Source organism: Rhodobaculum claviforme (assembly GCF_016653255.1).
GTDB lineage: Bacteria > Pseudomonadota > Alphaproteobacteria > Rhodobacterales > Rhodobacteraceae > Rhodobaculum > Rhodobaculum claviforme.
The window spans coordinates 60,259-78,689 of the sequence record NZ_NHSD01000302.1; the positions used below are offsets into that span (position 1 = coordinate 60,259).

The 18,431-nt window shown below is 70.5% G+C and carries 12 protein-coding genes and 1 pseudogene; 4 read left to right on the forward strand and 9 right to left on the reverse strand.

Annotation, left to right across the window (positions count from 1 at the left end; translation table 11 throughout):
• Positions 1-283 precede the first annotated feature (283 nt).
• A complete protein-coding gene (locus tag CCR87_RS14050) occupies positions 284-2,428 on the forward strand; it encodes a SulP family inorganic anion transporter (protein ID WP_201158165.1) in 2,145 nt (714 codons plus the stop codon).
• 384 nt (positions 2,429-2,812) lie between these two features.
• Positions 2,813-3,907, forward strand: a pseudogene (locus CCR87_RS17750) (IS630 family transposase); the annotation flags it as partial.
• Positions 3,908-4,191: 284 nt separating this feature from the next.
• On the opposite strand, the gene CCR87_RS14060 reads toward CCR87_RS17750, so the two are convergent.
• From CCR87_RS14060 to CCR87_RS14095, 8 genes are all read right to left on the reverse strand, one after another.
• Positions 4,192-5,376 carry an IS256 family transposase gene (locus CCR87_RS14060; protein ID WP_242512028.1) on the reverse strand — a complete coding sequence of 395 codons (1,185 nt, stop codon included), beginning with the start codon at positions 5,374-5,376 and terminating at the stop codon, positions 4,192-4,194.
• Between the two features lie 767 nt (positions 5,377-6,143).
• Positions 6,144-7,538, reverse strand: coding sequence for an FAD-binding oxidoreductase (locus CCR87_RS14065; protein WP_201158168.1), 1,395 nt, complete (start codon positions 7,536-7,538; stop codon positions 6,144-6,146).
• A gap of 8 nt (positions 7,539-7,546) precedes the next feature.
• Positions 7,547-7,891 (reverse strand): DUF427 domain-containing protein, encoded by a 345-nt coding sequence (locus CCR87_RS14070; RefSeq protein ID WP_338048932.1) that lies wholly within the window; start codon positions 7,889-7,891, stop codon positions 7,547-7,549.
• Entirely contained in the window at positions 7,888-9,729 is a 1,842-nt protein-coding gene (locus CCR87_RS14075; RefSeq protein WP_201158169.1) for an aminopeptidase P family protein, read from the reverse strand. The genes CCR87_RS14070 and CCR87_RS14075 overlap by 4 nt, the downstream gene beginning before the upstream one ends.
• Positions 9,726-11,606, reverse strand: coding sequence for a cobaltochelatase subunit CobT (cobT, locus tag CCR87_RS14080; RefSeq protein ID WP_201158170.1), 1,881 nt, complete (start codon positions 11,604-11,606; stop codon positions 9,726-9,728). Before cobT ends, CCR87_RS14075 begins: the two co-directional genes overlap by 4 nt.
• Positions 11,596-12,036, reverse strand: a complete 441-nt coding sequence (locus CCR87_RS14085; RefSeq protein WP_201158171.1) for a hypothetical protein — start codon at positions 12,034-12,036, stop codon at positions 11,596-11,598. Before CCR87_RS14085 ends, cobT begins: the two co-directional genes overlap by 11 nt.
• A gap of 4 nt (positions 12,037-12,040) precedes the next feature.
• Positions 12,041-13,027, reverse strand: coding sequence for a cobaltochelatase subunit CobS (gene cobS, locus CCR87_RS14090; RefSeq protein ID WP_201158172.1), 987 nt, complete (start codon positions 13,025-13,027; stop codon positions 12,041-12,043).
• Positions 13,028-13,231: 204 nt separating this feature from the next.
• A complete protein-coding gene (locus CCR87_RS14095) occupies positions 13,232-13,897 on the reverse strand; it encodes a J domain-containing protein (RefSeq protein ID WP_201158173.1) in 666 nt (221 codons plus the stop codon).
• A gap of 122 nt (positions 13,898-14,019) precedes the next feature.
• On the opposite strand from CCR87_RS14095, the gene CCR87_RS14100 reads away from it, so the two are divergent.
• Positions 14,020-14,307, forward strand: coding sequence for a BolA family protein (locus CCR87_RS14100; RefSeq protein WP_201158174.1), 288 nt, complete (start codon positions 14,020-14,022; stop codon positions 14,305-14,307).
• Here the strand turns inward: CCR87_RS14100 and putA are convergent.
• Positions 14,304-17,753, reverse strand: a complete 3,450-nt coding sequence (gene putA / locus CCR87_RS14105) for a bifunctional proline dehydrogenase/L-glutamate gamma-semialdehyde dehydrogenase PutA (protein WP_242512029.1) — start codon at positions 17,751-17,753, stop codon at positions 14,304-14,306. The two genes, CCR87_RS14100 and putA, sit on opposite strands and share 4 nt — an antisense overlap.
• A gap of 125 nt (positions 17,754-17,878) precedes the next feature.
• Between putA and CCR87_RS14110 the strand changes: the two genes are divergently transcribed.
• Positions 17,879-18,337, forward strand: coding sequence for an Lrp/AsnC family transcriptional regulator (locus CCR87_RS14110; protein WP_201158175.1), 459 nt, complete (start codon positions 17,879-17,881; stop codon positions 18,335-18,337).
• Positions 18,338-18,431 lie beyond the last annotated feature (94 nt).

The following is an 18,431-nucleotide window of genomic DNA, read 5'->3' on the forward strand; positions in this document are numbered from 1 at the left end:
GCGCATCAGTGTCCTGGCCCAAGTCAGGCCCATGGCCGCGCGCGAGGTCTGCCCACGGCCTGCGCAGGCACGGCGCACCACCGCCACTGCGGAGGCTGGCACTCTCTTGCTAAGACATATCTGATCTGCTTGTTATCGGCGTGAGTGATCTCAAACGCGGCATTCACGGGATCGCGGCGTTCCGGACCTGGAGGGCACCATCGCGGACAGCGTTCGCCCCCGAAAGGAGACGCACTGCGCGGGCGGAGATCGCCGGCGGGGTCTGCACTCCCTGACATCCCTGTTGCAGGCCACCGTGGGCGCGGTGGTCGCCGGTGCGCTGTCCGTCGTGTTCGTCGTGTCCTTTGTCAGCCTCGTCTTTGCCGGACCGCTCGGGGCGGACCTGGCGCGCGCGCTGGGCTTCGTGCTGGCCGGCGCGGTGGTGATGAGCCTTGTGTCGGCGCTCGTGATGCCCTGGCGCGGCACGGTCATACAACCGCAGGACGCGCCCGGGATCCTGCTGGCGGTCGCGGCCAGCGGCATTGCCGTCGGCTGGACCGGCGACCGCGACGGGCTGTTCGCCACGGTCGTCGTGATGATGGGCGTGGCGTCGCTGCTGACCGGGGCGGTTCTGCTGATGGCCGGCTGGCTCCGGCTCGGGCACGCCACGCGCTTCATGCCCTATCCGGTGCTGTGCGGATTTCTGGCCGCGACCGGGCTGCGGCTTCTGATCGCCGCCGTGGAGACGGCGACGGGGCAGGCGGTCTCGCGCGTCACCCTTGCGGAGTTTGCCCGCCCCGAGGTGCTGCTGCTGTGGGTGCCGCCGATGGCCGCCGCCTGCGGGCTTGCGTGGCTGACGCGGCGGATGCGCTCGGGGCTGGCATTGCCGCTGGGCATCGCGCTGATCGCCGTTGGATTCTATGGCGTGCTTGCGCTTTTCGGGCGCGACCTGACCTGGGCCGCGCAGGCGGGGCTGCTGCTGGATGTCGACCGCGATGCGGATTTCCTCGGCGCGCTTGGCCCTTGGGTCCTGGCCGAGGCGGACTGGTGGGCCATCGCCGCGCAGGCGCCCGTGCTGCTGGCGGTGACAGGCCTTGCCATGATCAGCGTGGCGCTGTTCGCCTCCGCGCTGGAGATCGCCGTCGGGACCCGGATCGACACCAATCAGGAGCTTCGGGCGACCGGCCTTGCCAATCTGTCGGGCGGGCTGGCGGGCGCGATGCCGGGCTTTCACTACTTTGCCGTCACCATGCTGGCGCGGCAGCTGGGCGTGCGGGGGATATGGCCCGGCATCGGGGTCGCCGGCTGCAGCGCGGCCGTCCTTGTGTTTGGAGCAGGCTTTCTGGGGTATTTGCCCGTGGGCCTGTTCGCCGCCGTCCTGGGCTATGTCGGCCTGGAGCTGTCGCGCACCTGGCTGTGGAATGTCCGCCGCCAACTGCCCCCGCGCGAGTTCGCGGTCACCGCCGCCATCGTCGGCGTCGCCATCGTCATTGGCCTGGTGGAGGCCATCGCGTTCGGTCTTCTGGCGGCGGTGGCGCTGTTCGTCGTGGCCTATGCCGGGCTGGACGTGGTCCGGCTGCGCACCACTGCGGCGCATCTGCGCTCGCGGGTGGAACGCTCCGACGCGGCACAGCAGTGCCTGGTCCGGGAGGGCAAGCGCGCCGCGATCTTCCATCTGGAGGGGTTCCTGTTCTTCGGCACCGCCACAAGGCTGCGCAATGAACTGGTCTCGCTCCTCGATCAGGCTGACCCCGGCATCACCTTCGTCCTGCTGGATGTCCGGCGGGTGTCCGGGCTGGACGCCTCGGCCGCGCGGGCGCTGGCGGCGGTGCATGGGGCGTGCCTGCGCGCTGGCGCACGCCTGCTGATCTGCGGCCAGAGCCCGCAGGTCGCAGCCACGCTGCGGCGCGCGGGCCTCGACGCGGGGGTGGACAAGCCGTGCCGCTTCGCCTCCTGCGACGCGGCGATGCGGTATGTCGAGGATACGCTTCTGGCCGATGCGACCGCCTTGCCCGCCGCGGAGCCATCGCTCCTCGACTGCCTGCGCCGCGATCATCCGGATTTCGAGCCCGCGCAGTGGTTCCACCACCGGCACATCCCCCGCGGCACCGTGCTGTTCGAGGAGCGCGCGGCGGCCGACTGCATGGTGCTGATCGAGACCGGGAGACTGTGCGCCGAACATACCCTGCCCGACGGCAGCATCATGGCAATCAGCACCATGCTGCCGGGCGCCCTCGTGGGCGAGATCGGCCTTTATGCCTCGGTGCCGCGCACCGCCCGCGTCGTCGCCGAAACCGACGTGACGTTACGGGTGATCGCCGAGACCACGCTGCGGCGGCTGGAGGCCGAGGCACCGGCGGTCTCGGCCACGTTCCACCGGCTGGCAGCGGCGCATCTTGCCCGCCGCCTGATGCTCACCAGCAAGCTGTTGCGCGACGCCGACCTGTAGGCCCGTCTTGCCCGGCAGGGCCTCTTGCGACTGCACCGCGCCCGCCTCGACGCGCGAACACCGGGCGTCGCCCGCGCTGGCCGCCCTGATGCCGATCGCGTTGGCCGCCGGGCCGGGCGGCTGGCTGGACCCTGGGTTCCGCCCGGTCGGTATCTGCCATGCCCACCTTCCCCGATCAGAGGGCCGCGGAGGATACGGTCGGCGCAGTCACGGCGCAGTCACGGCGCATTGCAACGCGCACGCGATGCGTCGTTCGCCATGGCGCGGGCCGATCAGGTCGGAGATGCAGGCAGGGCACTCATACCAGCGGCCTGAGGCTTTGACTCTGCGGGCGGGTCCCATGTCGTCGCGGGCGTGCTTCACTCTCCGTTCGGCAGGGAGGTCATCATGGCCATTGCGATCACACGGACTGACCCCTCGGCGTGTGAACGGCGCCGGGCAGCTGCGCGGGCGAGGGATGCACGGGCCTCCTGGCGGATGTTGGCTCCTGCCTTGGTCCTGGATGGCAGGAGCCGGACCGAGGCGGCGGAGAGCTGTGGGATGGACCGGCAGACGTTACGCGACCGGGTGCATCGCGACACGGCCGAGGGGCTGGCCGGGCTGGTGACCCGCTCGCTTTCGGGACGCAAGCCAATGCCGATCTCCGAGCAGATGGATGAACCGGCGACGATCGTCGAGCCCGGGCCCGACCCTGAGCCCGATGGGGTGGTGCGCTGGCGCCGGATCGACCTTTGCGCGGTGGTCGAGCCGCGCTTCGGCGTCCGGTACGCGGAGCGGAGCATGGGCCAGCTCCTGCGTCGGCTCGGGTTTGCCCGTCTCTCGGTGCGCCCGCACCATCCGCAGAGCGATCCCGACGCCCAGGCCATATGAGGAACTTCGTCGAACCGGTGTGTGCCGCGCGGCCCGAGGCACAGGACACACCGCTGGAGGTGTGGTTCCAGGGTGAAGCGCGGGTCGGCCGCAAGGGACGCTGACGCGGCTCCGGGCCCGCAAGGGCACCCGTCCGCGCGCGCCCGGGGACTGGCGCCATGCCTCGGCCCACATCTTTGGTGCCGTCTGCCCGGCCCGCGCCACTGGCGTCGCACGCGTCATGCCGCATGCCAGCACCGAGGCGATGAATGCCCATCTCGCCGAGATCAGCCGGCATGTCGCCCGTTCGTCGGGAAAACGATCCACCGGATCGTCTTCCTGCCCTCCTCACCCCATGCCCTCCTCGCCCTCGATGGAACTGCCTGGCACAGATCGAAGAGCCTGGTCGTCCCCGAAAACGTCACCCTGTTACCGCTGCCCCCGTACAGCCCCGAGCCCACCCCGGTCGAAAACCTCTGGCACTAGCTTCGCCAGAACAGGCCCTCCAAACGGGCCTTCGAAAGCGACGAGGACACCGTCGGTGTTTGCTGCGCCGCGCGGGACAGTCTGACCGCCACGCCGCCGCGCCTCGCTTCGATCACCCGCTGCAATTGGGCAAAGGTCAGTGGAAAATGTCGTTGGTATCCCCCGCAGCGAAAAGGTCTCAGCCGCGACGGCATGGCCCTGTGTGGCGAGGCTTGACGGCTGCGCAAGACGCGGTCGACCGCCGCGGGATCATCATCGCCCGGCTGAGCAGCAGACGCAACGGGGGACCAAGGCCGACCTGCCTGACGAGCTGTGGAAGGCTCTGATGATGTGACCGCCCCCCGACGGCATCGATGTGCCAAGGTGGGTTTGCGAAGATCCACAGAGGATTGAGCAACCCGAGGTCTGGAAATTTTGCTGAGAGCGGGTCAGGCATCCTGGCATTCCCACTTGATGTAGGCCTTGGTGTCTGAGGCCCATTTTTCATCGATCTCGACGAGGATGGCGCTGACCAGCCGCAGGAGGGAGTCCTCGCTCGGGAAGACCCTGACCTTGGTCGTGCGGCGCTTCAGCTCCTGCTGCACCGCGCGCTCCATCGGGTTCGAGGTGCGCAGGCGGCGGCGGTGCGGTTCGGGAAGGGTGAAGACGGCAAGGCCCTCGGGCACGTTCTCCTCCAGCCACTTCGCCAGCCTCAGAGCGCTGTCGCGATGGCTGGCGACCAGTTCGGCCAGCGCGGCCTCGGCCTTGGCCAGCGTGCCGGCGTTCCACAATGAGCCATTGGAACGCCATTGGTCCGAGAGACAATGGCGAATGCGCAGCTCGGCTCCGATGCGCTTGCGGATCTCGGCATTGGGGGCGTGATGGATGGCATTCTGGGCGAGATGGAACTGGCAGCGCTGCCAGGTGGCGCCGCCGAGCACGGCACGCCGGGCGGCGCGCAGCCCGGCATGGTCGTCCGAGGTGATGAACTCGACGCCCCGCAGACCGCGGGCGACCAGGCTGTCCAGAAAGCCTCGCCAGTGGACCTCGGCTTCCGACAGGGCCACGGAGACGCCGAGCACCCGCCGCCGCTCGTCCGGGCCGATGCCGATAGCCGAGAGCACGGCGGCGTCGCGCACCACGCCGCCATGGCGCATCTTCTCATAGCGCGCGTCGAGGATGAGATATTTCACCTCGCCAAGCTGTCGCGTGCGCCAGGCGTCCAATTCCTCGTCGAGCAGCTTGGCGGCGCGGCTGACCTGCGAGGACGACAGGCTCTCGATGCCGAATTCGCGCATCACCGCCTCGGCCTGGCGGGTGGAGACGCCCTTGATGTACATCTCGGCCACCGCCAGCATCACCGCGCGCACCGAGCGGCGCCCGCGCTCCAGAGACCGCGGGTAGAAGGGTTCGCCGTCATGCCCGGCCGTCTTCGGCACCTGCACGGACACGGTGCCCGCGGGTGTGTCGATCCGCTTGGGTTTGTAGCCGTTGGCATAGCCCTGGCGGCCGGGCGTGCGCTCATAGAGCCCCGCGCCGAGAAATCGCTCGCGCTCGATCTGCATCGCCAGCTCGAAGGCGCGGGCGAACACCGAGGCGATCTCGCCAGGTCCGTGCTCGATCAGCTGTTCCAAGACCGCCTCAACCGCCGTATCCTTTCGTCTGTCCATTCGCGCTTCTCCATGGTCGTTCAGCAACTCCATGGAATACCAGGATGGGCAGCCCCTGCTGGGGCATGCCCCAGCAGGGGCTCAACGCCCCAGACCAAAGCGAATTTCCAGACCTCAGGGTTCAGTACCGCAGCTCCCGACAGATCTGCTTGATGCGCTTCTTCTCCTGAAAATACGCCCGCCGGATCTTCGCAATCGTCTCCACAACCAACATCCCACACCGTGCTCCCCGATAACCTCGGGAGCATCATGACCATCGGTGTAGGGGGGTCACTTTTGGAAGCCGATCGCCCCGCTACGGGGTCAAAATTGCACGCCGGTTCACAAGTGGGCACAGGTCAGTGGATAATGTTGTTGGTGTAAGGCCATGCCTTATGACCATTCACGCAGCCAGCGCAGACGGCTCACGCCGGATGGTTGCCAACGACCGGAGACGTCGTTTCCGGATCGCTTGGGACGCAGCGCGGCGCTCTCAATTCTTCGTCGGCGACAGGTCAGCGGCGATGTCGCACGCCAGTCACCTGCAATGTCGCGCCACAGACGGGCCACGCGGGGTTTGCGAAGAAGCGGGTCTGCCGTGGCTGGGATCAACCCTTTGACCGCGATGTTCGTTTTCGTGGCGCCAATCCCCGCCCCCAACGGCAGCCGAACGGTTCGCGCGTCAGCGCGGGTCTGTGGTCCGGGGGGTGTTGCGCGCGGAAGCGGGCACTCTGCGGGGGCGGTGGAGGAGATCAGTCGCCGGCCACCAGCTTGCCGGGGTTGAGGAGCCCGGCCGGGTCGAGCGCCACCTTCAGCGCGCCCATGACATCCCAGCCCGCGCCGTGTTCCGCAGCCATGTAGGCGCGCTTGCCGATGCCGATGCCGTGCTCGCCCGTCACCGTGCCGCCCAGCCGCAGGGCGCGTTCGGACATGGCGGAGGCGAGGCGGCGGGCGGTGGCCAGGTCTTCGGCGCAGTCGGGCCGGGGCATCAGCATCGCGTGGAAGTTGCCGTCACCGACATGGCCCACGATGGGGCCGGGGATGCCGGAGGCCGCGATCTCGGCGACCGTTTCGTCCACGGCCTGCGCCAGGCGCGAGATCGGCACGCAGACATCGGTCACGATGGGCGGGCGGTCGGGATAGAGCGCCTTGCACGAATAGAACGCGTTATGGCGCATCTTCCACAGGGCGGTGCGGTCCTCGGGGCGGGTGGCCCAGCGGAAATCGGCGCCACCCAGATCCGCCACAATCTCACCGAAGCGCTCGGACTGCTCGGCCACGCTGGCCGGGCTGCCGTGGAACTCCACCATCAGATGCGGGCAATCGGCCATGCCGGCGCCCGAGGCCGCGTTGAAGGCCGCCGCGGTGGCCGCGTCCACAAACTCGATCCGGGCCATGGGGATGCCGGACTGGATGGTGGCGATCACGGCCTCCACCGCGGGGCCCATGGCGGGAAAGGCACAGATGGCGGCCGACACCGCCTCGGGCTGGCCGCGCAGGCGCAGCGTCAGCTCGGTGATCAGGCCCAGCGTGCCTTCGGAGCCGACCATAAGCGCGGTCAGGTCGTAACCCGCCGAGGATTTCGGCGCCCGGCTGCCGGTGCGGATCACCCGGCCGTCGGCCAGCACGACCTCCAGCGCCAGCACATTGTCGCGCATGGTGCCATAGCGCACGGCGGTGGTGCCGGAGGCGCGGGTCGCCGCCATCCCGCCCAGCGAGGCGTTGGCGCCGGGATCGACGGGAAAGAACAGACCGGTTGCGCGCAGTTCCGTGTTCAGCGCCTCGCGCGTGACGCCGGGCTGGACGACGGCGAGCATGTCCTCGGCCGCCACCTCCAGCACGCGGTCCATGCGCGAGAAATCCACCGTCACCCCGCCGTGGATCGCCAGCGCGTGCCCCTCCAGCGAGGTGCCGGTGCCCCAGCCGGTGACGGGCACATGGTGGCGCGCGCAGATGGCCATGATCCGCGCGACCTCGTCCGTGCTGTGGGGATAGGCCACGGCGTCGGGCGGGGCGGGGGCGAAATGCGTCTCGCTGGCGCCGTGCAGCGCCAGGTCGGAGGGCGAGCGGCTGAGCCGCGGGCCGAGCAGCGCCGCGAGCGCGTCGATGGCGGCGGCGGTTGCGGTCGGGGGGGCTGCGACGGACATGCGCGCCCTCAGATGCGTTCGACCGTGACGAGGGCGGGGTCGAAGGCGATCGCACCGGCGATTCCGGCCACGCCGGGCAGCGGCGCCTCGTAGGACCAGGCGGCGTCGGGGACGGTGGCGGAGGGGCCCATGATGCTGAAATACGCCGTCTCGCCCTTGTGCGGGCAGCGGGTGACGCGGGCCGAAGGCTCCAGGAACGCCATCGCCACGTCGGCGCGGGGGAAATAGATGACGGGTGCGCGCGCGCCTTCGGTCAGCATCAGTGCCGCGCGGCTTTCGGCGATGATGGCGCCCTCGGCGCGGGCGACCCAGCAGCCTTCGGCGGGGTCGATACGGATCTGGGTGGTCATCATCGGGCCGTCTCCTGTTTGTCTGCGCCGTGGCCGAGGGGCGCGGTTGCCCGTGCCAGCCAGTCGCGCGCGGCGGGCGACAGCGCACCCGACAGGCGCGCGTCCACGCAGCGATGATAGGCGTCGAGCCAGTCGCGATCCTCGGGAGGGAGCGCGGCGGGGTCGATCAGCCTGCGATCGAAGGGGGCCCAGGTCAGCGTCTCGAACGCCAGCATGGGCCGGTCGTCGCCATCGGGCAGGGGCGGGGCCGCGACCACCGCCACGAGGTTTTCCAGCCGGATCCCGAAGGCGCCTTCGCGGTAGTAGCCCGGTTCGTTGGAAAGCACCATACCGGGGACCAGCGGGACCTCGGACTGGCGCGACAGGCGTTGCGGGCCTTCGTGCACGCCCAGGGCCGCGCCGACGCCGTGGCCGGTGCCGTGGTCATAGTCCTGGCCCGCCAGCCACAGCGGCGCGCGCGCCAGCGCGTCCAGATCGCGCCCGGCCAGCCCCCTGGGCCAGCGCAGCCGCGACACCGCGATCAGCCCGCGCAGCACGCGGGTGAAGGCGGCGCGGACCTCCGGGGTGGGGGGGCCGATGGCGAGGGTCCGGGTGATGTCGGTGGTGCCGTCGGGGTATTGCCCTCCGGAATCCACCAGCAGCACAGCATCGCCCGCAAGCGGCCGGTCGGTGTCGCGGGTGACGCGGTAGTGCACGATGGCGCCATGCGGCCCGGAGCCGGCAATGGTGTCGAAGCTGATGTCGTCGAGCTGTCCGGTGGCGGCGCGGAAGCCCTCCAGCGCCTCGACCACCGCGATCTCGCTCAGCGGGCCGGGGGCGGTGTAGAGCCAGGCGAGGAACTCCACCACCGCCGCGCCGTCGCGCAGGTGGGCCGCGCGCATGCCCGCAAGCTCGGCTTCGGTCTTGCACGCCTTGGGCAGCAGGCAGGGGTCCTCGGCCCAGGCGACGCCCGCGCCCAGCAGATCGGCCAGCGCCACCGGCGCCGAGCCGGGGTCGAGCCGCACCGGGCCATCCAGCCCGCGCAGCCGGTCGGGCAGCGTGTCGGGGGCATGCACGGTGACGTTCGACAGATGATCCCGCAGCGCCGCGTCCAGCCGTCCGGGGTCGAGGAACAGATCCGCCCGCGCGTCGTCGTGCAGGATCGCAAAGGCCTGCACCACCGGCGTACGCGCGATGTCGGCGCCGCGGATGTTGAGCAGCCAGCACACCGAGTCCGGCAGGCTGAGGACCGCCGCGCGATGGCCTGTGCGGCGCAGCCCCTCGGCGAGGCGCGCCCGCTTGTCGGCCGAGGTCTCGCCCGTCAGATGCGCGGGGTGGATGCGGATCGCGCCGCGCGGGGGGGCGGGCCGGTCGGTCCAGATCTGATCGATAAAATTGTTTGTGGGCTGGAGGGTTATGCCGCTTCCTTGAAGCGATGCCTCAAGCTTGCGCAGCTCGTCTCGGGTGTGCAGCCAGGGGTCGTAGGCAACGATGGCGCCGTTGGGGGCGGCCTCGCGCAGCCAGTCGCTGGGGCGGGTGGCGGGCCAGTTGACGGGGGTGAAGTGGTCGGTGTCCACCTGTGCGCGGACCTGCACCCGGTAGCGACCGTCGACGAACACCGCCGCCGCGGTGGGCAGCACCACGGCCATCCCGGCCGACCCGGTGAAGCCCGTCAGCCACGCCAGACGCTCGTCCCGGGGGGCGACGTTCTCGCCCTGGTGGACATCGGCGCGCGGCACGATGAAGCCTTGCAGGCCCGCCGCCGCCAGCGCCCCGCGCAGGGCGGCCAGCCGGGGCGGGCCCTGGTCGGGGCGGGTGGCGGCATCGAAGCCCTGGTGGCCGGGGGCTGCGGGCGCGCTCATCGGATGGCCCTGCGGATGCCGACCATGCGCGCGCGCGCGCGCGGGTCCTGGTCGAACAGCGAGGCGAGCTGTTCGGTCATCGCGCCCGCCAGCTGTTCGACGTCGGTGATGGTGACGGCGCGCGAGTAGTACCGCGTCACGTCATGGCCGATGCCGATGGCGATCAGCTCGACCTGGCGCTTGCGCTCCACCATCGCGATCACGTCGCGCAGGTGTTTTTCAAGGTAATTCGCGGGGTTGACTGACAGGGTGGAATCGTCGACGGGCGCGCCGTCGGAAATCACCATGAGGATCTTGCGCGCCTCGGGGCGGGCGGTGATGCGGCGGTGCGCCCATTCCAGCGCCTCGCCGTCGATGTTCTCCTTCAGCAGCCCCTCCTTCATCATCAGCCCGAGGTTGTCGCGGGTCCGCCGCCACGGCGCGTCGGCGGATTTGTAGATGATGTGGCGCAGGTCATTGAGCCGTCCCGGCAGCTGCGGGCGTCCGGCCTGGAGCCATTTCTCGCGCGCTTGCCCGCCCTTCCAGGCGCGGGTGGTGAAGCCGAGGATCTCCACCTTGACCGCGCACCGCTCCAGCGTGCGCGCGAGCACGTCGGCGCAGATCGCGGCGATGGAGATGGGCCGTCCGCGCATGGAGCCGGAGTTGTCGAGCAAGAGCGTGACGACCGTGTCGCGGAACTCGGTGTCCTTTTCGCGCTTGAACGACAGCGGCGTGGTGGGGTTGGCCACGACGCGCGCAAGGCGTCCCGCGTCCAGCGTGCCTTCCTCCAGGTCGAACTCCCAGCTGCGGTTCTGCTGCGCCTGCAGGCGGCGTTGCAGTTTGTTCGCGAGCCGCCCCACCGCGCCCTTGAGCGGGTCGAGCTGCTGGTCGAGCCAGGCGCGCAGCCGCTCGAGCTCGGCCGGGTCGGCGAGGTCCTCGGCGCGGATCTCCTCGTCGTGGTCGGTCAGGAAGGGGCGATAGCCGGGATCGGCCAGCGAGTGCGGCGGCGGGGCGGGCGGCTCGGGGGGCATCTCGCCCTCGGGCAGCTCGGTGTCCTCGGCCAGCTCATCCTCGGCGTTTTCGTCAAAGGCCATCTCGGCGGTGGCGGCGTCCTGTTCACGGCCTTCGTCGGGGGGGGCGTCGGTGTCGTCCTCGCCTTCGTCGTCGCCTTCGCTGTCGGCGCTCTCGGGCTCATCGGTGGTGTCGTCGTCGGTGCCGTCCTCGCTCTCGTCCTCCGAGTCGTCATCGGGGTCGTCGCCGAGCTGGTCGCCATAGCCGAGGTCGTCGATCATCCGCCGGGCAAAGCGGGCGAATGCCGTCTGGTCGTCCAGCGCGTCCTCCAGCCCCTCCAGCGTGCCGCCGGCCTGCTGTTCGATGAAGCCGCGCCACAGCTCCATCACATTGCCCGCGCCGCCGGGCAGGGGGCGGCCGGTGGCCAGATGGCGGATCATGTAGGCGGCGGCCTCGGCCAGGGGTGCGTCCTCGGGGCGGGTGATGCCGCCGTAGCCGCGCCGCTCGGCCTCCTGGGCGATGCGGGCGTCGATGTTGCCGGCGGTGCCGGGCATGGCGCGCGCGCCCACCGCCTCGCAGCGCGCGGTCTCCATCGCCTCGTACAGATCGCGCGCCATCGGGCCTGCGGGCAGGTAGCGCGCATGGGTCCCCGTGTCGTGAAAACGCCGCCGCAGCGCCATCGCATCGGCGGTGCCGCGCGCGATCAGCACCTCTTCCTTGGTCAGGCGGCGGGTCAGCTGCGGCAGGCGCATCGCGTCGCCCGACATCCCCGGCGGATCGACCGAGTAGGAGACCGTCAGCTCCCGGTCATCGGCCATGGCGCGCGTGGCCTCGGCCAGCGCCTTCTTGAACGGCTCGGCGGGGTTGTCGTTGGATTTATTCGACATGTGTGGCCCCCATAACCTCGCGGCAGGCATCCATGTCAGCATCCCACACCGTATCCGGCGCGAAGGGAAGGCCTCGGGCCGCATAATTCCTTTGGTAGCGTTCGATGTAGAGGTCGGTGATGCGCGAAGTCTCCTGCATGATCTGGGTGCCGGCGGCGTCGGAGTCGATGCCGTGTTCGATACGCATCAGTGCGGCTGTTCGCATCAGCAGGTTGATCCGTGTCTCCAGGTCGGCGGCCCTCTCGGACCCGAGCTGTGCTTCCCCTCCGTAAAGGTAAACGGAATAGTAGAGCGCCGCACAGCGCACCAACATGTACTGCTCGTCCGCGCCTGCGCGGATGGCGTCGGGCAGCGGCATCAGGTCTTCGGCCTCTGCTCCTGCGGCAAGAAGGCAGCCGCCCAGGGCGACCGCGTGGGCCGCGGCGCGCATGGTATTACCCCAGGCTCTTGGAGACCGCGCTGTCGGGCAGTTCCTCGTCAAAGCAGCGCTGGTAGAACTCGGCCACAGTCTGGCGTTCCAGCTCGTCGCACTTGTTCAGGAAGGTCAGCCGGAACGCATAGCCGACGGAGCGGAAGATACGGGCGTTCTCGGCCCAGGCGATGACCGTGCGCGGGCTCATCACCGTGGACAGATCGCCGTTCATGAAGGCCGAGCGCGACAGGTCCGCCACCGTCACCATGCGCGAGATCGTCTTGCGCCCCTCGGTGGTGTTGTAGTGGGGGTTCTTGGACAGGACGATCGCGGTTTCGGCGTCGTGCGACAGGTAATTCAGCGTCGCGACCAGCGACCAGCGGTCCATCTGGCCCTGGTTGATCTGCTGGGTGCCGTGGTACAACCCCGTGGTGTCGCCCAGGCCGATGGTGTTGGCGGTGGCGAACAGCCGGAAGCTGGGGTGCGGCCGGATGATCTCGTTCTGGTCGAGCAGCGTCAGCTTGCCGTCGGCCTCCAGCACGCGCTGGATCACGAACATCACGTCGGCGCGCCCGGCATCATATTCGTCGAACACGATGGCCACCGGGTTGCGCAGCGCCCAGGGCAGGATGCCCTCCTGAAACACCGTGATCTGCTTGCCGTCCACCAGCTTGATCGCGTCCTTGCCGATCAGGTCGATGCGGCTGATGTGGCTGTCGAGGTTGACGCGCACGCTGGGCCAGTTCAGCCGCGCGGCGATCTGCTCGATATGGGTGGATTTGCCGGTGCCGTGGTAGCCCTGGATCATCACGCGGCGATTGTAGGCAAAGCCCGCCAGGATCGCGAGCGTGGTGTCGGGATCGAACTTGTAGGTCGGGTCGAGGTCGGGCACCCGGTCGGTGCGCTCGGCAAAGCCCTTGACGGTCATGTCGCTGTCGATCCCGAAGGTGTCGCGCACCGAGATTTCCTCGGTCGGGCGGGCGGGGAGGTCGTTGCTGCCGTCGGCCATGCTCGTCTCGCTTGCTCTGGGCGGCCCGGAGGCGCGCGGTCGTTGGATCGGTCGGGGTTGCCCGTCGTGATGGAGCATATCTCGCAACGGTGCAAGGGGAAGGGCTGTTGCGGGATCGGGGGTGGATTTGCACGACGGGCCGGGCGCGCGCCCGCTGTGCGGCCCGGCAAGGGGCGGCATGCGGGGGCGGTCCCGGGGGCGGGATCAGTCGCGGAAGTTGCGGCTTTCGCGGACCTGCTCCCATGCCCAGACAACCTCCTGGAGGCGGTCTTCGTCGGCGCGGTTGCCGCCGTTCATGTCGGGGTGCAGGTCCTTGACGAGGCTCTTGTACTGCTTGCGGATCTCGGCGCGGGACCAGCTGTCGCGGGCGTCGAGGATCTCCAGCGCGCGGCGCTCGGTGGGCGGCAGGCGGCGGGTGTGGGAGGAGGTGGCGGTCCGGCCGGGGTTGCGGGTGGCCTTGTCGCCCAGGATCTCCATCGGGTCCTCGACGCCCAGCCGGGCCCAGGCGCGCTGATCGGCGCGCTTGGGCCCGCTGCTGCCGCCGCTGGCGCCGTCGCCGAAGGGATCGGTGGCGCGGCCCCAGACGCGGGCGTGCTCCATGCTGTCGACCATCTCCTCCTCGGTCTGGCCGGCGAAGAAGTTCCACTTGAGGTTGTATTCCCGCACATGATCGCGGCAGAACCACCAGTATTCATCGAGGCTGTCGGGCGATTTCGGCGCGCGGTACTGCCCCGCGCGGTCGCAGCCGGGGTGTTCGCAGCTGCGCGTCGACGTCTCCACCGCGCCGGACATGCCACGGCGGCCGCGGGTGCGGCGCTTCTTGTCGGTGCTGACGCGGATGTCGAAGTCGAAGGGCTGGCGTGCGGTCATGGTGCGGTCCTGCGAAGCATCTGGGCACGAGGGGCCCCGGCGTGTGGTCCGGTCGGGGGTTTCCGACTCGGGCGATGCAGTCTAGATTTTTCGGCGGATGAATGAAGGGGTTGACACGCAAAATGCCGATCGTTGACGAAATTCGCGACAAACTGGAGCAGGCCTTCGCCCCGCAGCGGCTGGAGGTGGTCAACGAAAGTCACCGCCACCGGGGTCATTCCGGCGATGATGGCTCGGGCGAGACGCACTTCCATGTGACCATCCGCGCCGAGGCGTTCTCGGCGCTGGGGCGGGTTGCGCGTGAACGGGCGGTGCACACGGCGCTGGGGCGCGATCTGGTGGGCCGGATCCACGCGCTTGGCCTGAAGATCGAGGGCGCGCAGGACGGCGCGCCCCGCGACCCGGCCTAGCCCGCGACCTCGGCCAGCAGCGCCGCGTTGCCGCCCGCGGCGGTGGTGTCGATGCACAGGTGACGCTCATAGAGGGCGTGGGCGGCGTCGGGCTGGCCGGTGATCAGCGGCAGCAGCGGGCCGTCGCGGTCGGCCAGCGCCATGGAAAACGCGCGCGCCGTGTCCGCGCAGCCCCACCACAGCGCGCCCGACAGGCCCGACAGGGTCGCCAGCGCCTCGGGTGGCAGGGTGCCGTCGGCCTCCACCGCCACGCCGCCCAGCGCGCGCACGGCCGCCGCCTGTCGCGCCGCGCAGGCCGCGCCGGGGCCGAGGCACAGCAGCGGCGGGCGCGCAACGGTGGACAGCCGGTTGGATTCGCCGGTGGGGCCGGGCATGTCGCGGACCTCCACCGGGGTGTTGGCGGGGGCGGCGGCGGTCAGCGCGGCCTGCAACCTTGCGGTGGTGGCGGGGGACGGCCAGGCATCGTCGGCCCGCGCTGCCGGGGCGGTGGTGAACCGCGCGAGGTAATGCGGCCCGCCCGCCTTGGGCCCGGTGCCCGACAACCCCTCGCCGCCAAAGGGCTGGCTGCCGACGACCGCGCCGATCTGGTTGCGGTTGACATAGAGGTTGCCCACCCGGAGCGCGGCCGCGACCTGGTGCACCCGATCGTCGATCCGGCTGTGCAGCCCGAAGGTGAGGCCGTAGCCGGTGGCGTTGATCTCCTCCAGCACGCGCGGCAGGTCGCGGGCGCGGAAGGTGGCGATGTGCAGGACCGGCCCGAAGACCTCACGCTCCAGTGCGGCGATGCCGGGGACGGAGATCACGGTCGGCGGGACGAAGTGGCCCTGCGTGGGGGCGGGCAGCTCCTTGAGGACCGCGCCGCGGGCGCGGGCGGCGTCGATGTAGGCGCGCAACGCCTCGGCGGCGGACGCATCGATGGCGGGGCCGACGTCGGTGGCGATGTCCCACGGATCGCCGAGGCGCAGCTCGTCCATCGCGCCGAACAGCATGGCGCGGAAGTTCTCGAACACGTCCTGCTGCACATAGAGGCAGCGCAGCGCCGAACAGCGCTGCCCCGCCGACTGGAACGCGGACGCCAGCACGTCGCGCACCGCCTGTTCCGGCAGGGCGGTGCTGTCGACGATCATCGCGTTCAGGCCCCCGGTTTCCGCGATCAGCGGCGCGCCCGGCGCCAGATGGCGCGCCATCGCGCCCTGGATCTTGCGCGCGGTGGCGGTGGAGCCGGTGAAGGCCACGCCATCGACGCGCGCATCGGCGGTGAGCCACGCGCCCACCGCCCCGTCGCCGGGCAGCAGTTGCAGCGCGTCGCGCGGCACGCCCGCGCGGTGCAGGATCTCCACCGCGGCATGGGCGATCAGCGGGGTCTGGTCGGCGGGTTTGGCGAGCACCGCATTGCCGGTGGCGAGTGCCGCCGCCACCTGTCCGGTAAAGATCGCCAGCGGAAAGTTCCACGGCGAGATACAGGCGAAGACGCCGCGCGGGGGGGTGGTGACGGCGGACGCTTGCGCGCCGTAGTAGTGCAGGAAATCCACCGCCTCGCGCAGGTCGCCGATGGCATCCAGCGGCGTCTTGCCGGCCTCGCGGGCGAACAGGGCACACAGGCGTCCGGCCTCGGATTCGTAGAGCGCGGCGGCGCGGGCGAGCGTTGCGGCCCGTTCGGACGCAGGCGCGTCCCAGGGGCGGGCTGCGCTGACGGCGCGGTCGACCTCCGACCGGGTCGCGGGGTGCACGCTGCCCACGGTGTCGGAGGGATCGGCGGGGTTGACGATGGCCACCGGATCGCCGCCCGGGGCCGGGCCGTCGGCCAGGATCGGCCGGGCGGTGAAGGTCGCGGTGCGGAAGGGGGCGCGGGCGGCCTCGTACTCCGCGCGGTCACGGGCGTCGGCGAGGTCCCAGCCGCGGGCGTTGGCGCGGGTGGGGGCGAACAGCTCCGGGCCCTTGGGCAATTGCGGCAGGGGCCCGGACAGCGCCGCGAAGGGGCAGGCGGCGACGGCCTCGGGTGGTGTGCCCTCGTCCACGATCTGGTTGACGAAGGAGGAGTTCGCGCCGTTCTCCAGCAGCCGGCGCACCAGATACGCCAGCAGGTCGCGGTGCGCGCCCACGGGCGCATAGATCCGGCAGCGGGTGTTGTGGCGCGCCATGACCAGATCATGCAGCCGCTCGCCCATGCCATGCAGGCGCTGGAATTCGTAGTCGGTGGCGTCCACGCCCATCGCGGCGGCCATCTCCAGCACGGCGGCAACGGTGTGCGCGTTGTGGGTGGCGAACTGCGGATAGAGGCGGTCGCGCAGGGCCAGCAGCTTGCGGGCGTTGGCGATGTAGCTGACGTCGGTGGCGGATTTCGCCGTGAACACGGGGAAGCCGTCGCAGCCCAGCACCTGGGCGCGCTTGATCTCGGTGTCCCAGTAGGCGCCCTTGACCAGCCGCACCATCAGCTTGCGCCCCTGCCGGGTGGCCAGTGCGGCCAGCCAGTCGATCATCGCGCCCGCGCGCGGGCCGTAGGCCTGGACCACCACGCCGAAGCCGTCCCAGCCCGCAAGCCGGTCGTCGGCCAGAACGGCGGCGATGACATGGGCCGACAGCGACAGGCGGTCGGCTTCCTCCGCGTCGATGTTCAGCCCGATGCCCGCGTCGCGGGCCTGGCGGGCGAGGGTGGCGACGCGGGGAACCAGCTCGGCCATGACGCGGTCGTGCTGGGCTTCCTCGTACCGTGGATGCAGGGCCGACAGCTTGATCGAGATGCCGGGGTTGGAGCGGATGTCGTTGCCGCGCGCGGCGCGTCCCATGGCGGTGATGGCGCCGCTGTAGGCGTCCATGTAGCGCGTGACGTCACCGGCGGTGCGCGCGGCCTCGCCCAGCATGTCATAGGAGTGGGTGTAGCCTTGGGATTCGAGTTTGGCAGCCCGGGTCATGGCGCGGTCGATGTCCTCGCCCAGCACGAATTGCGAGCCCAGCTCGCGCATGGCACGCGCAACGGCGGTGCGGATCACCGGCTCGCCCAGCCGCTTGATGGCGCCGCGCAGGTGGCCCGCGACGCCGGGCGCCTCGTCCTTGAGCACGCGGCCCGTCAGCATCAAGGCCCAGGTGGAGGCGTTGACCATGGGCGAGGCGGAGTGGCCCAGGTGTTTGCCCCAGTCCGACGGCGCGATCTTGTCCTCGATCAGCGCGTCGATGGTGGGGGCATCGGGGACGCGCAGCATCGCCTCGGCCAGGCACATCAGGGCGATGCCCTCGTCGGTGGACAGGCCGTACTCGGCCAGGAACGCCTCGGCGGTGCCGGGCTTGCCGCCCTTGCGGATGCTGCGCACCAGATCGGCGGCGGTGTCGACGATGCGCGCGCGCGCCTGCGCGTCCAGATCGGCGGTGGCAATCAGGTCGGGCAGCAGGGTCTGCTGGTCGCGCGGCAGCGGGCCTGCGAGGGCGTCCATCATCGTGTCGAGCGTCATGGCGGGCCTCCGGAGCCGTGGGCGGGTCTGGTGGGGCAGTATAGGGGCGGAGGGCTTTTCCTTCTTCCTGATCTGCGGCACCGTGCAGGAAGGTCGCCTGAAATCCTGTACCGGAGCCATCCATAATGACCGAACGCCCGCTTGACCGGTTCGACCGTGCGATCCTGCGCGAACTGGGGGCCGACGGCCGGTTGTCGGTGGTGGCGCTGGCGGCGCGCATCGGATTGTCGAAATCGCCCACCCAGGCGCGGCTGCGGCGGCTGGAGGCGGCGGGCGTGATCCGCGGCTACCGCGCGGTGATCGATGCGGGCGCGCTGGGGGCCGCGCATGTGGTGTTCGTGGAGGTGCGCCTGGGCGACACCCGCGAGGCGGCGCTGGCGGCGTTCGACGCGGCGGTGCGCCGGGTGCCCGAGATCGAGGAGTGCCACCTGATCGCGGGCGGGTTCGATTATCTTCTGAAGCTGCGCACCCGGGACATCGCGCACTACCGCAAGGTGCTGGCGGAGACGCTGTCGGGGCTGCCGCATGTCACCGCGACCTCCACCCATGTCGCGATGGAGACGGTGAAGGAGCGCGGCGGGTGAAGGGGACGGCGCCTCGGGGGCATCGAGCCCCCTCGGCGCCGGCGCTGCGCGCAGGGCGCGGGGTGCGGACGGGCGTGCGGGGGTGTGTTCAGGG

Coding starts and splice junctions, on each gene's coding strand:
- CCR87_RS14065 (WP_201158168.1), bottom strand. CDS start 7,538: ATGTCCGTCGCAGCCCCCCCGACCGCAACCGCCGCCGCCATCGACGCG.
- CCR87_RS14085 (WP_201158171.1), bottom strand. CDS start 12,036: ATGCGCGCCGCGGCCCACGCGGTCGCCCTGGGCGGCTGCCTTCTTGCC.
- CCR87_RS14070 (WP_338048932.1), bottom strand. CDS start 7,891: ATGATGACCACCCAGATCCGTATCGACCCCGCCGAAGGCTGCTGGGTC.
- cobS (WP_201158172.1), bottom strand. CDS start 13,027: ATGGCCGACGGCAGCAACGACCTCCCCGCCCGCCCGACCGAGGAAATC.
- CCR87_RS14110 (WP_201158175.1), top strand. CDS start 17,879: ATGACCGAACGCCCGCTTGACCGGTTCGACCGTGCGATCCTGCGCGAA.
- cobT (WP_201158170.1), bottom strand. CDS start 11,606: ATGTCGAATAAATCCAACGACAACCCCGCCGAGCCGTTCAAGAAGGCG.
- putA (WP_242512029.1), bottom strand. CDS start 17,753: ATGACGCTCGACACGATGATGGACGCCCTCGCAGGCCCGCTGCCGCGC.
- CCR87_RS14095 (WP_201158173.1), bottom strand. CDS start 13,897: ATGACCGCACGCCAGCCCTTCGACTTCGACATCCGCGTCAGCACCGAC.
- CCR87_RS14075 (WP_201158169.1), bottom strand. CDS start 9,729: ATGAGCGCGCCCGCAGCCCCCGGCCACCAGGGCTTCGATGCCGCCACC.
- CCR87_RS14100 (WP_201158174.1), top strand. CDS start 14,020: ATGCCGATCGTTGACGAAATTCGCGACAAACTGGAGCAGGCCTTCGCC.